Source organism: Mesorhizobium sp. WSM4842, assembly GCF_055901575.1.
Genome location: NZ_CM148372.1, coordinates 2,369,100 through 2,382,121, shown reverse-complemented (window position 1 = coordinate 2,382,121; position 13,022 = coordinate 2,369,100). Strand labels below are relative to the sequence as shown.

Genomic DNA, 13,022 nt, shown 5'->3' with positions numbered 1-13,022 from the left:
GCGGCGCCCTCTTTTGCTTCTGCGCGACAAACTTCCTATGCCGCGTTCCGCGCCAGCGCGCGCTGGTTGGAGGCGTGGATCGTGTCGCGTTCGGGCAGCGTGCCGGTCTTCAGGCAGTCGATCCATTCAGCAGTCTTGAGAACAGCAGCAAAGCGCGACTGCAGGATGACAGTCACCACCCGGTGAATGTCCTCCGCCGAAGCATAGCCGGCGCTGTTGGCATAGGGCACCGACCCGGTGGCGTCGGACAGGAACTCCACCGCAAAGCCCATATGGACGGCGTGAATGACGGTCGACAAATCGCAGTTATGCGTCATGTAGCCGACGACGGTGATCGTATCGATGGCGTTGGCGCGTAACCAGTCCTCGAGGTCCGTGCCGGTGAAGGCGCTCGGCAAGGTCTTTTCGACGTAATGATCGCGGCTTCGCCTTGATATCTCAGGATGCAATTCGGCGCCGTGGCTGCCTTTGGCGAAAATCGGCGAGGTTTCGGGCGCCAGCTGCTTGATGACCACGACCTTGACGCCTGCCGCGGCGGCCGCGTCCATCGCTCGTGCTGCGTTGACGACGCTGTCGCGAAACGGCGGATACTGGATAGCAAGGTTGCCGCCATCATAGTCGTTCTGGATGTCGACGACGATGAGGGCGCGGCGTGGCGCCTTGCCTTGGACTGGTTCAGACATCAAATTTTCCTTTCCCGTTTGGCTTTGATTGGTCGAGGATAGGCCTGCTGCCGACTTGCAAAAAGTGTCCCAATTGACATTATTCGAAAGAATTGGGACAATCCGGATCTAATCCTTGTTGGTGCTCATCATGGCCGATCCGATCGTTGCCGCCATCGCCTTCGATGGCATCAGTCCGTTCCACCTTTCCGTGCCGTGCCTTGTATTCGCAGAGGATCGCGCCGCACTCGGCCTGCCGCGCTTCGACTTCCGCATCTGTGCAATCGAAAGCGGGCCTATCCATACCGAAGCAGGGTTGACCGTGACTGCGCCGCATGGGCTTGGCAGCCTCGATGGCGCGGACATCGTCATCGTCCCAAGCTGGCGGGATCTCGAGGATCCGCCACCGGCGTTTCTGGTAGAGGCGCTGCTGCGAGCGCACCGGAACGGCGCATTGATTGTCGGACTGTGCCTCGGCACCTTCGCTGTTGCGGCGACCGGACTGCTTTCGGGGCGGCGAGCCGCGACGCACTGGGCCTATACCGAGCAGCTGCAATCGCTTTATCCCGACATGATCGTCGACCCGGACGTGCTTTACATCGACAATGGTGATGTCATGACATCTGCCGGCGTCGCCGCCGGGCTTGACTGCTGTCTCCACATCGTACGAGCCCGCTACGGCGCCGAGGCAGCACTCCGCCTTGCCCGGCAGATCGTCCTTTCTCCCCATCGGCAAGGCGGGCAGGCACAGTTCATCGAACGTCCCATCGCCAAGACCGGCAATGCGGACCGCTTCACACAAGCCCTCGATACGGTGCGCAAGACGCTGGGCGAGACGCACAGCCTGGACAGCGCCGCCGCCGCCGCCGGCCTCACCCGCCGGACGTTCACGCGCCGCTTTCAAAAATCGATCGGCACCAGCTTCGGCGACTGGCTGATCGATCAGCGCGTCGCGCTGGCACAGCGGCTGCTGGAAGCGACGGAAAAGTCGATGGACACGATTGCCTTCGAGGCCGGGTTCGGCAGCGCCACATCGCTGCGCCAGCACTTCGCGGCGCGGCTCAGAACGTCACCGGTGCAGTACCGGCGCGAATTCTCGAAGAACGCTCAGGAGGAGCGCGTGGCGCAGGCGCCGAGGTGAGATTTTCGACTGGCGCCGGCTTCGTCGTCATCATCCGCGACGAGGTAATGACCCATCCTGCCGAAGCAGCATTCGCCTCCCTGTCATTGCCCGGCGCTGAGCTACGCCCTCGATCCTGCCCGTCCTTGAAAGAGCTTGCGTCATCTGTCATATATTAAAGCGACAGATGACGTTAGGAGCAGGCCATGGCGATGGCACTGGAAAAGGCTGCACCAGCAGCAAAAAACAATGAACTGCAGAAGGTGGCCAGGTTGCTCGGCGGCACTCGCATTCTATCACGGCACCTCAGGAGCGCATTGGATGCCCATGAGCTGCTTATGCACGGCCTGCCGGGTTCGGCGCTGGACCATCTCCTTGGGCAGCTCGTGGTCATCCAGAAGACTGATTCGCTTGAGAAGGCTGTCGGCATGAGCTTGCGCACCTACCAGCGTCGGAAAGATGCTCCTTCCAAGCCTCTCAGCCAGGACCAGAGCGGACGAACCTGGAAATTCGCGGAGATCCTGTCGAAAGCGACCGACGTGTTCGGTTCGCAGGCGGAAGCGGAGCAATGGCTGGAGCGCCCGGCGATCGGGCTCGACCAGCGTCGTCCCATCGATCTTCTGGCAACCCCGGCGGGTGTTGAGCTTGTGGAAGACTACCTCGAGCGACTTGAATATGGCGTTTATGCATGACGCCCCTGCCGGCCGCACTTGGCGGCTCCGACCTCGTTGGCTGGCGTCTCGATCAGGCTGCGTTTGCGCCTACATGGGACAGTGGCGAGGGCGCATACAGGGTCGGCGGACGATGGAACAGCAGGGGCGTGCGCGCAGTGTACTGCTCAATCGATCCGTCGACTGCGATTCTCGAAGTTGCAGTCCACAAGGGCTTCAGGGCGCTCGACACAATCGCGCATGTGATGACGGCGGCGACAATCAGCGATGTCACGGATGTGCATATCGTCGACCCTGCCGCAGTTCCGAACCCTAACTGGCTGCGTCCGGGCATCCCGAGCTCTGGGCAACAGGCATTCGGGGACGATCTTCTCAAACGACATCGGTTCGTGGTGATTCCGAGCGCGGTGTCCCAGAATAGCTGGAATCTGATCTTCGACGCGAGCGTCGCGAAGGGCGCCTATGCCGTGAAGACCCAGGAGGCCTTTGCGCTCGATACGCGGTTGCATCCACCTCCTGCCAAATGATCGCGCTTATCTCACCAATACCGTTCATGCTCATCGGGCCGCCGCTTCGCTGATCCAACTTGGGCAACGGATGCTCAGCCGCGCCTGACCGGCCGCGCCGGGTTGCCGACGACCGTGGTGTTTGCCGCGACGTCGCGCGTCACCACAGCACCCGCTCCGACAATGGCGCCGTCGCCGACGCTGACGCCGCCGAGGATGATGGCACTGCCGCCGATCCAGGCATTGTCACCGATCTCGACCGGCTTCGCGATCTCCAGCCCTGCCTGACGACCCGCCGCCTCCTTGTGATGCTCGGCGCAATAGATCTGCACATTGGGGCCGAGCAGCGTTCCCTTGCCGATGCGGACTGGTGCCGTATCGAGGATGGTGCAGCCGGCATTGAGAAACACACCGTCGCCGAGAACAATGTTGAAGCCATAGGCGCAGTGGAACGGCGCCTCGATCCGGGCGCCCTCGCCCACTGTGCCAAGCAGCGACTTCAAGGCCGGTCCGACGTCGCCACGTTGCCGGGGCGGCAAGGAATTGTGTTCGAACACCGCGTCGCGAGCGACGATGCGCAGCGCCTCCAGCTCTGCGTCGAGGCAAGCGTACCACTCGCCCGCGGCCATTTTTACGCGCTCGCTTCTGTTCAAGGCGATGCCCTCCTGTCTTACCCTGCTGTTTCAACGTGGTGTCAAAGCACAGTCCATAAAAATCGGGTAATGCCAGACATCGCAGGCCTCTGGTCAAATGCCGATCCTATGCTAGCCTACCCCGGCTGGGCTATCCCAGGCCGTGTGATCGAGGGGATCAATCATGCTGTACATCCTTGCACTTCTGATCGGCGTCGTTGCCGGCCTTCGCGCCATGACCGCGCCTGCCGCCGTCGCCTGGGGCGCTTATCTCGGCTGGCTGCCGGTCGCCGGAACCTGGGCTGGTTTCATGGGCCACTGGATCACCGTCGGCATCTTCACCATCCTGGCCATCGCCGAGCTGGTCACCGATCAGTTGCCGTCGACGCCGAGCCGCAAGGTCCCGCAGCAGTTCGGCGCACGCATCGTCGTGGGCGCCTTCACCGGTGCCGTGATCGGCGCGACCGGCGGCGCCACCATCGGCGGCCTGATCGCCGGCGCCATCGGGGCGGTGATCGGCACGCTGGGCGGCGCCGAGCTGCGCAAGCGCCTGGCCATCACCTTCGGCAAGGACCTGCCAGCCGCCCTTATCGAGGACGCCGTGGCAATCATCGGCGGCCTGCTGATCGTGGCAGCCGTGGCATGACGGCAAAGTCATTCGACACCATCATCATCGGCGCCGGACAGGCCGGCCCGCCGCTCGCCGGCCGGCTGACGGCGGCCGGCATGAGCGTGGCGCTGATCGAGCGAAAACTGGTCGGCGGCACCTGCGTCAACACCGGCTGCATGCCGACCAAGGCCATGGTGGCCAGCGCCTATGCCGCGCATCTGGCCCGCCGCGCCGCCGACTACGGCGTGACACTCTCCGGTCCGGTCGGCGTCGACTACAAGGCGATCAAGGCGCGTAAGGACAAGGTGTCTAACGACGCCCGCGGCAATCTCGAAAGCTGGATTGCCGGTATGGACAAATGCACGCTTTATCGCGGCCATGCGCGCTTCGAATCCGCCAACACCGTGCGCGTCGGCGATGATCTTCTGACCGCCGAAAAAATATTCCTCAACACCGGCGGCCGTGCCTCGGTGCCCGACCTGCCAGGCGTCAACGACATTTCGTACCTGACCAACTCGTCGATGATGGACCTCGACGTGCTGCCGCGCCATCTCATCGTCGTCGGCGGCAGCTACATCTCGCTCGAATTCGCGCAGATGTTCCGCCGCTTCGGCTCAGAGGTCACGGTGATCGAAAAAAGCCCGCGGCTGATCGCCCGCGAGGACGAGGATGTCTCGGCCGCCATCCTGTCCATCCTCGAAAACGAAGACATTACGGTCCATCTCGGCACCGATGACATCAGCTTTGCCAGGCAGGGCAATGAGATTGCCGTGACCTTCACCGCCGGCAAGGCGCCGGCGGTCGGCTCGCATGTATTGCTGGCGCTGGGCCGGACGCCCAACACCGACGATCTCAACCTCGATAAGGCCGGCGTCCAAGTCGACAAACGCGGCTTCATTGTCGTCGACGGCCAGTTGTGCACCAGCGTGCCCGGCATCTGGGCGATGGGTGACTGCAATGGCAAGGGTGCCTTCACCCACACCTCATACAATGACTACGAGATCGTTGCCGCCAATCTGCTCGACAATGATCCGCGCAAGGTCAGCGACCGTATCGAGGCCTATGCGCTCTATATCGATCCGCCGCTCGGCCGCTGCGGCATGACCGAGACGGCGGTGAGAAAATCCGGTCGTCGCGCGCTGGTCGGCCAGCGGCCGATGACCCGCGTCGGCCGCGCCATCGAGAAAGGCGAGACGCAAGGCTTTATGAAGATCCTGGTCGACGCCGACACCAAGGAAATCCTCGGCTGTTCGGTGCTCGGCCCCGGTGGCGACGAGGCGATACACTGCGTGCTCGATCTGATGTATGCCAAGGAGCCGGTCAGCACACTCGCGCGGGCAACCCATATTCACCCCAACGTCTCGGAACTTCTGCCCACCATCGCCCAGGAGTTGAAGCCGCTGGCATAGGCTAGACCGCAAGCGGCAAGCGCATAACGGCGCGGCTTTGGCGCCGCTGGCTGTCGCCGTGGCGGTGATGTCGCAGATGCTGGAATCGCCAGCTGCTGATGACCGCCGAATAGTTGCGCCCATAGCGCAGCAGGCTGGACCAATCGACAGCGTATCGGCGAAAGGGCATGTGTTCGGCCTCTTTCCTGGAGGCGTATCATGCAGAAATCGATCGAGCGCATTGCCGGCGACAGCGAAGGCGTTTCCTACGAATTCCCAGTGCTCCGCTTTGACGGCAGCGACAAGGCCGCACCTTCGGCTTATCTGCAGGCGGCACTTCATGCCGGCGAACTGCCGGGGGTCGTCGCCATCGACGCGCTGATGCCGATGCTCGAAAAGGCCGAAGCGGAAGGCCGCATCAAGGGCGATATCACCGTCGTACCCCAAGCCAATCCGATCGGCCGCGCCCAGTATCATTTCGGCGAGCATCAGGGCCGTTTTCACCTGGGCACCCGCACCAACTTCAACCGCGGCTTTCCGCTGCTGGCCGCGCCGGACCCGACGCTCTTGCCGGACACCGCGCTTGGCACTGCCGACCAGCGGCTGAAGACGCGGCTGCTGCAGCTGTCGATCGGCCACGACATCGTGCTCGACCTGCACTGCGACGACGAGGGCCTCGCCTACCTCTATGTCCATGCCAGCCTATGGCCTGAAATGGCGGATTGTGCGGCGGCCATGGGCGTCGATGCGGTGATCCTGTGGGGTGAGGACACCGACGGCACCTTCGAAGGCGCCTCGATCACACCGTATCTGAACGTCCCTGCCGATGTGGCCCGGTTCGACCGGCGCGTCGCCACCACGGTCGAGTATCGCGGCATCCTCGATGTCGACGGCGCTCTGGCCGGCTCCGATGCCGAGGGGCTCTATCGGCTGCTGGTGGGGCGCGGCGTGGTCCTGGACCAGGCCTTGTCCACGCCCGGCAGCTTCACCGGTATCGTTGCACCGCTCGAAAACATCGACATGATGCCGGCGCCTCGGGCGGGCGCGGTCCTCTACGACGTGAAGCCCGGCGACCGGGTGGCAAAAGGCGCACTGCTCGCCACCATCGTTCATGCGCCGGGTGAAGCCGACGGCCGCACGCAGGTGTTCGCGCCGCAGGCGGGCATCATCCTGACACGGCGTTCCCGGCGCATCATCCGTGCCGGCGAAGATCTGCTGAAGCTGGTCGGCGACAGGAAGAGCGCCGATGCACGATCGGGAACGCTGGAGGATTGAGGGGCTCATGCCCTTCTCCATGCCCTCCATTGAATCCAGTTGCGCGGCCGTTCAATCGCCGCTATTGGAATCGCCATGAACATGCGCTCGATCAAGACCGTTTGGTGGTGGGCTCGCTGACAGCGGCCTGTTCGAACGCGTGCGCGTGAAAATAGAAGGTGGCCGCAACGGAATGTCCGGGCGGCCATTTGTTTTTTCAAGCCATGCCCCGGGTCCGTTGCCCCAAGACGCTGAAATAGCCAAGACGCTGATGGAGACGGCAATGACGACGAAAATTCTGGAGAACGGGGCGGAGCGCTTCGTCACGGCGGGTGGCGTGACGATTACCCGCGAGCGTCATGATCGGCCTTATGAAGGCGCGATCGACGCCTATATCGACGGGCTGAATTCACGCCGTGGCGCCGTGTTTTCCTCGAATTACGAATATCCCGGCCGCTATACGCGTTGGGACACCGCCATGATCGACCCGCCGGTGGTGATCTCGGCGCGTGGCCGCGCAGTGCACATCGAGGCGCTGAACAGCCGCGGCGAGGTGCTTCTGCCGGTCATCGGCAAGGCGCTTGGCGGGCTTGACGACGTGACGATCGCCGAGACGTCGAAGAGACTGATCCGCCTCGATGTGGCCAAGCCCGGCCGTGTCTTCACCGAGGAAGAACGCAGCCGCGTTCCCTCCGTCTTCACGGTGCTGCGCGCCATCACCGCTCTGTTCAAGACAGAGGAAGACGCCAATCTTGGCCTCTACGGCGCCTTCGGCTACGATCTCGCCTTCCAGTTCGATCCGGTCGACTACAAGCTGGAGCGCCAGCAAAGCCAGCGCGACCTCGTGCTGTTCCTGCCCGACGAGATCCTGGTCGTCGACCACTATTCGACCAAGGCCTGGACCGACCGCTACGATTATTCCGGCGACGGGTTTTCGACGGAGGGATTGCCGCGCGACGAAATCGTCGAGCCGTTCAAGACCGCCGACCGCATCCCGCCGCGCGGCGACCATGCGCCCGGCGAATATGCCAATCTGGTGCGCAAGGCGATGGAGAGTTTCAAGCGCGGCGATCTGTTCGAGGTTGTGCCCGGCCAGATGTTCTACGAGCGCTGCGAGACACCGCCCTCTGACATCTCCCGCAAGCTGAAGAGCATCAACCCCTCGCCCTATTCCTTCTTCATCAATCTCGGCGAGGGCGAATACCTGATCGGCGCCTCGCCCGAAATGTTCGTGCGCGTCAATGGCCGCCGTGTCGAGACCTGCCCGATCTCCGGCACGATCAAGCGCGGCGACGACGCCATTTCCGACTCGGAGCAGATCCTGAAGCTGCTCAATTCGAAGAAGGACGAATCCGAGCTGACCATGTGCTCGGACGTCGACCGCAACGACAAGTCGAGGGTCTGCGACCCAGGCTCGGTGCGCGTCATCGGCCGCCGCCAGATCGAGATGTATTCGCGGCTGATCCACACCGTCGACCATATCGAGGGACGGCTGCGCGAAGGCATGGACGCCTTCGACGCGTTCCTGTCGCATGCCTGGGCGGTCACCGTCACCGGCGCACCGAAATTATGGGCCATGCGCTTCATCGAGCAGAACGAGAAGAGCCCGCGCGCCTGGTATGGCGGGGCGATCGGCATGGTCAATTTCAACGGTGACATGAACACCGGCATGACCCTTCGCACCATCCGCATCAAGGACGGCATCGCCGAGGTGCGCGCCGGCGCCACGCTGCTCTTCGACAGCATTCCCGAGGAAGAAGAAGCCGAAACCGAACTGAAGGCATCCGCCATGATCTCCGCCATCCGCGACGCCAAATCAGGCAATGCCGCCGACACCGAACGCGCCACCGCGCGCGTCGGCGACGGCGTCAACATCCTGCTGGTCGACCACGAGGACTCCTTCGTCCACACGCTGGCCAATTATTTCCGCCAGACCGGCGCCAATGTCTCGACCGTGCGCACGCCTGTGCCGGACGAGGTCTTCGACCGGCTGAAACCCAATCTGGTCGTGCTGTCGCCCGGTCCCGGCACGCCGAAGGACTTCGACTGTGCCGCCACCATCAAGCGAGCCCGCGCGCGCGACCTGCCGATCTTCGGCGTCTGCCTCGGCCTGCAGGCGCTGGCCGAGGCCTATGGCGGAGAGCTGCGGCAGCTGCACGTGCCGATGCATGGCAAACCGTCGCGTATCCGCGTGTCGAAGCCGGGCATCATCTTTTCCGGCCTGCCCAAGGAGGTGACGGTCGGCCGCTATCACTCGATCTTCGCCGATCCGGTCCGCCTGCCCGACGGCTTCGTTGTCACAGCCGAGACGGAAGAAGGCGTCATCATGGCCTTCGAGCACAGCAAGGAGCCGATCGCTGCGGTGCAGTTCCACCCGGAATCGATCATGACGCTCGGCCACAATGCCGGCATGCGCATCATCGAGAACATCGTTGCGCATCTGCCGCGCAAGGCCAAGGAAAAGGCGGCTTAGCTCCGGTTTCGGCGGCCGGAAGCAATCAATGACCGCTATCGATTCGAAAAACGCCGCCAAGCGCAAGGTCGCCAGCCTCGCGTTCTGGTCGATCATCGTCGCTTTCGTCGTGCTCGGCCTGAAGCTGGCGGCCTGGTACATCACCGGTTCCGTGGCGCTGTATTCGGACGCGCTGGAATCGATCGTCAACGTCATTGCCTCTGCCGCCGCCTATTGGGCGATCCAGGTCAGCTACAAGCCGGCCGACCAGGATCATCCGTTCGGCCACCACAAGGCCGAGTATTTCTCGGCTGTTTTGGAAGGCGTGCTGATCGTGCTGGCAGCCCTTCTGATCCTCAACGAAGTGTGGTGGTACTGGCGGCATCCCGTCCCGCTCGAACAGCCCTGGACCGGCCTTGCCATCAACGGCGTCGCGACGGTGATCAACGCCTTCTGGGCCTTGACGCTGATCCGTGCCGGCCGTACCGAGAAGTCGCCGGCACTGGTCGCAGACGGCAGGCACATCATGACCGACGTGGCGACCTCCGTCGGCGTGTTCGTTGGTCTGGTCGGCGCGGTGCTCACCGGCTGGCAAGTCCTCGATCCCGCTCTCGCCGTCATCGTCGCGCTGAACATCCTGTGGCAGGGCTGGCACGTGATCGGCTCGTCGATGAACGGACTGATGGACCGCGCCGTCGATACACACGAGCACATACACATCCGCGACATCATCTCGGCCAATTGCAAGGGCGCAATGGAGGTCCACGATCTCAAGACGCGGATTGCCGGCCGCGCCACCTTCATCGAGTTCCACCTGGTCGTCGACGCCGACATGTCGGTGGGCGCCAGCCACGTCATCTGCGACCGCATCGAAGATGCGCTGAAGGCCGAAAACCCCTCGGTGCGCGTCACCATCCATGTCGAGCCCGACGACGAGGCAAAACTGCCCAAGGGCACGACGGCAGTGCCGTTCGCGTGAAGCGGCGATCATCAGATCTATGTCGGCCGTTCTAAAGCTGCCTCGACAAAGTCGTCGTCAAGCGGCCCGGTCACCTGGTCGAGCCAGGCCCAATCCTGCGCGAGCGGCTCTAGGATGACCGCCCGGCCTTGACGGTGGATCGAAACCTCCTCGGTTTCGAAACGAAATTCCTTGGGCAGACGCACCGCCTGCGAGCGGCCTGACCAGAACACCTTTGCCTTGTCCTTTCTGACCCAAAGTGTCAAGGCGCGCAGGCAGCCTGCGGCATCGGCTCCAGCCGGTAGACCTTGTCGTCGGATGCGGTCTCGCCTCCGGCCGCCTTCGAGCACAGGTCAACGATCGGCAGGCTGCTGTTGGGGTTGGCCAGCATCATCGTGCCGTTGGCGCCGCGCCGCAGATAAATCTCCCTGGCCACGATATCGCAGGAAAAGTCGCTTGTCTTTCCGCCCGCCACACAGCGCCACTGGTCCGCTTCGCCTTCACAACTGTAGCTCTGCGTGACCTTGGCCGCCTTGTGGCGCGTGGTGACGGAAACAGCTATGTCGGCACCACTCGGCCAGGTTGTGGGATCGCCGTCCTTGGCGAAGGCGGCCAGTTCGATCGGGCCCCGGAAAACCCGGATGGTGTGGGTAAGCTGATCGGGATGCGAGCCGAGATGCGCGGCATCGTAGTCGCGCCCGTAGCAGAACGGCTGGTCCGGTTTCAGCCGCTCACGCAGCGGGGCTCCCAACGCCGGATCGACCGGATCGATGCGTGCGAATTCGGCCTTGCAGGTCTGCGCCGGCATGCGGTCGAGCCGAAAGCCGTCATCTTCCGTGCCGAGTGCCTGCTTGGTAAACTCCTTTTCGCCCAGCTCATCCTCGGCGCCGGCATCGAGATAAAGGTTGCGATGCACGCCGGAGACGATCAGCCGGCCTTTTTCATCGACGTTCAGTAAGGCCATGGTGCGGTCGCATTCCATGCCGCAATGGATCTCGCCCGATTGCGAGTCATCCTTGCCGCACCAACCGCCGACCCATTCGGGCTTTTTGGCGCTGCGCACCGTCGTCGCCATGAAGCCGTTGTAGCCGGACGGAGCGCTGCTCGGCTCCTCGTTCGGGTGGCTGACCGGATCGCTGCCATAGTAGAAGAAAATCCGTCCCACCTTCTGGTTCGGATGTACCTTGAGATGCGCGGCATCATAGACACGCCCGAAACAGGCATCCTTGCCGTCCCGGCTGAGTTCGGTGAGCTTAGGCGTATCGTCGGCAAGGGCCGTGCCGGCAACAGCGGCAAGCAAGGCGCCACCAAGTCCGGCGCCCACAATGGTCCTCGATGTCATGTGCCCCTCCTCGCCCGACAGGACGTGACTTCAATTTATGCTAGGATCGAGGCCGAAGCCACGCAATTTGCGAGGACTGCATACTGGAGAACGACATGATGCGACGCCGCGATATTTTCCGTGTGGGCTTTGCCGGGGCCGCTGGCCTCTTCGGGCTGCGCCAGGTGAAGGCGGCGGCCGTGGAAGAAAGGCAGAAGGTCGCCTATCACCTCAGTGACCTCGACAAGGTCGGCTTCGTTTTGGGCAATATCAAGAACCATTATGAGGGCACCGGCGGCAAGGTCGACATCGTGCTGGTCGTGCATGGACCGGCCCTCGCCGCCTTCAAGTCGAAGAGCGCGTCAGCTGCCATTTCCAGCCGTTTTTCCGGCCTGGTCCGCGACGGGCTGACCCCGCATGCTTGCGCCAACACCATGCACGGCATGGATGTTGCGCTCACCGATCTCCTCGATGGCTTCCATGCCGCCGAGACCGGCGGCGTCGTCAAGCTCGCCGAATTGCAGCGCCAGGGCTACGCCTATTTGCGGCCCTGAACCTCTACTGACTTGAACATGAGGGCGGCGAGGCCCTACGAAGAGTGGGAGAGTCCCGGAGGAATAGACGTGCCAGCCACCACAACCGCCCTTCTCACCCCCACTTTGGTCATCCCCGACCTCGCCGGCAAGGCGGTGCTGATCACCGGCGCTTCGACCGGCATAGGGGCGGCACTTGCACTGGCCTACGCCGCGCAAAAATGCCGCGTCGCGCTGCATTACAACTCAAGTCGGGCAGCTGCCGAAAACCTGGCCGGGACCATCCGCAACGGCGGCGGCGAGGTATTCCTGATCCAGGGCGATTTCTCGATCCCCGCCGATGTCGAGCGCGTCGTCGAAGACAGCGCGCAACATTTCGGCCGGCTCGACGGTCTCGTCAACAATGCCGGCGGCATGCTTGGGCGCGTGCCCTATGCCGAACTGACCGAGGCGCATTACGACGCGGTGATGGACCTCAACGCCCGCTCCGTGCTGACCGCATCGCGCAAGGCGATGCCATGGCTGAAGCGCCAGGGCGGCTTCATCGTCAACACCTCGTCGATTGCGGCGCGCAATGGCGCCGGCGGCGGCGCCGGCCTTTATGGCTCGGCCAAGGCCTTCGTCTCCAATGTGACCCGCGGCATGGCCAAGGAACTGATCGGCTTCAACATCCGCGTCAACGCGGTGGCGCCGGGCACCATCGCGACGCCTTTCCATGAGCGCTATTCGACCGAGGAGCATATGAAGGCCATGGTTGCCACCATTCCGCAGGGCCGCGCCGGCACGCCCGAGGATTGCGTCGGTGCCTATCTGTTCCTCTCGTCCGCTCTGTTGAGTGGTTACATCACCGGTCAGGTGATCGAGGTGAATGGTGGCCAGTTGATGCCGTGAGCGGCGACCTGCATACTTGTCGCG

Annotated in this window: 14 protein-coding genes; 10 read left to right on the top strand and 4 right to left on the bottom strand. The window is 63.3% G+C overall.

What is annotated here, in order from left to right; genetic code table 11:
* Positions 1-35: 35 nt before the first annotated feature.
* Positions 36-683 carry a cysteine hydrolase family protein gene (locus AC0NIE_RS11505; RefSeq protein ID WP_473486827.1) on the bottom strand — a complete coding sequence of 216 codons (648 nt, stop codon included), beginning with the start codon at positions 681-683 and terminating at the stop codon, positions 36-38.
* A gap of 130 nt (positions 684-813) precedes the next feature.
* Between AC0NIE_RS11505 and AC0NIE_RS11500 the strand changes: the two genes are divergently transcribed.
* The 3 genes from AC0NIE_RS11500 to AC0NIE_RS11490 all read left to right on the top strand — a co-directional run bounded on the left by AC0NIE_RS11500 (position 814) and on the right by AC0NIE_RS11490 (position 2,980).
* Positions 814-1,803: a helix-turn-helix domain-containing protein gene (locus tag AC0NIE_RS11500; protein WP_473486878.1), complete on the top strand. Its 990-nt coding sequence runs from the start codon at positions 814-816 to the stop codon at positions 1,801-1,803.
* A gap of 185 nt (positions 1,804-1,988) precedes the next feature.
* On the top strand, positions 1,989-2,474 hold the full coding sequence (parS, locus tag AC0NIE_RS11495) for a type II RES/Xre toxin-antitoxin system antitoxin (protein WP_473486828.1): 486 nt from the start codon (positions 1,989-1,991) through the stop codon (positions 2,472-2,474).
* Entirely contained in the window at positions 2,471-2,980 is a 510-nt protein-coding gene (locus AC0NIE_RS11490; RefSeq protein ID WP_473486829.1) for an RES family NAD+ phosphorylase, read from the top strand. Before parS ends, AC0NIE_RS11490 begins: the two co-directional genes overlap by 4 nt.
* Before the next feature lie 74 nt (positions 2,981-3,054).
* Here the strand turns inward: AC0NIE_RS11490 and AC0NIE_RS11485 are convergent, their stop codons facing one another.
* Positions 3,055-3,612: a sugar O-acetyltransferase gene (locus tag AC0NIE_RS11485; protein WP_473486830.1), complete on the bottom strand. Its 558-nt coding sequence runs from the start codon at positions 3,610-3,612 to the stop codon at positions 3,055-3,057.
* Between the two features lie 163 nt (positions 3,613-3,775).
* On the opposite strand from AC0NIE_RS11485, the gene AC0NIE_RS11480 reads away from it, so the two are divergent.
* The 5 genes from AC0NIE_RS11480 (at position 3,776) to AC0NIE_RS11460 (ending at position 10,274) form a co-directional block, all read left to right on the top strand.
* Complete coding sequence (locus tag AC0NIE_RS11480) at positions 3,776-4,237, top strand: DUF4126 domain-containing protein (RefSeq protein ID WP_473486831.1); 462 nt, start codon at positions 3,776-3,778, stop codon at positions 4,235-4,237.
* Positions 4,234-5,610, top strand: a complete 1,377-nt coding sequence (locus tag AC0NIE_RS11475) for an FAD-containing oxidoreductase (protein ID WP_473486832.1) — start codon at positions 4,234-4,236, stop codon at positions 5,608-5,610. The genes AC0NIE_RS11480 and AC0NIE_RS11475 overlap by 4 nt, the downstream gene beginning before the upstream one ends.
* A gap of 198 nt (positions 5,611-5,808) precedes the next feature.
* Positions 5,809-6,864 carry a M14 family metallopeptidase gene (locus AC0NIE_RS11470; protein ID WP_473486833.1) on the top strand — a complete coding sequence of 352 codons (1,056 nt, stop codon included), beginning with the start codon at positions 5,809-5,811 and terminating at the stop codon, positions 6,862-6,864.
* Between the two features lie 262 nt (positions 6,865-7,126).
* Positions 7,127-9,316 (top strand): anthranilate synthase, encoded by a 2,190-nt coding sequence (locus AC0NIE_RS11465; RefSeq protein ID WP_473486834.1) that lies wholly within the window; start codon positions 7,127-7,129, stop codon positions 9,314-9,316.
* Between the two features lie 28 nt (positions 9,317-9,344).
* Positions 9,345-10,274, top strand: coding sequence for a cation diffusion facilitator family transporter (locus AC0NIE_RS11460; RefSeq protein WP_473486835.1), 930 nt, complete (start codon positions 9,345-9,347; stop codon positions 10,272-10,274).
* 17 nt (positions 10,275-10,291) lie between these two features.
* Here AC0NIE_RS11460 and AC0NIE_RS11455 read toward each other — a convergent pair whose 3' ends face one another.
* Both AC0NIE_RS11455 and AC0NIE_RS11450 read right to left on the bottom strand, forming a co-directional pair.
* Positions 10,292-10,519 (bottom strand): antitoxin, encoded by a 228-nt coding sequence (locus tag AC0NIE_RS11455; RefSeq protein ID WP_473486836.1) that lies wholly within the window; start codon positions 10,517-10,519, stop codon positions 10,292-10,294.
* Positions 10,516-11,595 carry a hypothetical protein gene (locus AC0NIE_RS11450; RefSeq protein ID WP_473486837.1) on the bottom strand — a complete coding sequence of 360 codons (1,080 nt, stop codon included), beginning with the start codon at positions 11,593-11,595 and terminating at the stop codon, positions 10,516-10,518. Before AC0NIE_RS11450 ends, AC0NIE_RS11455 begins: the two co-directional genes overlap by 4 nt.
* Positions 11,596-11,693: 98 nt before the next feature.
* On the opposite strand from AC0NIE_RS11450, the gene AC0NIE_RS11445 reads away from it, so the two are divergent.
* Positions 11,694-12,128 (top strand): DsrE family protein, encoded by a 435-nt coding sequence (locus tag AC0NIE_RS11445; RefSeq protein ID WP_473486879.1) that lies wholly within the window; start codon positions 11,694-11,696, stop codon positions 12,126-12,128.
* 69 nt (positions 12,129-12,197) lie between these two features.
* A complete protein-coding gene (locus AC0NIE_RS11440) occupies positions 12,198-12,998 on the top strand; it encodes an SDR family NAD(P)-dependent oxidoreductase (RefSeq protein ID WP_473486838.1) in 801 nt (266 codons plus the stop codon).
* Positions 12,999-13,022 lie beyond the last annotated feature (24 nt).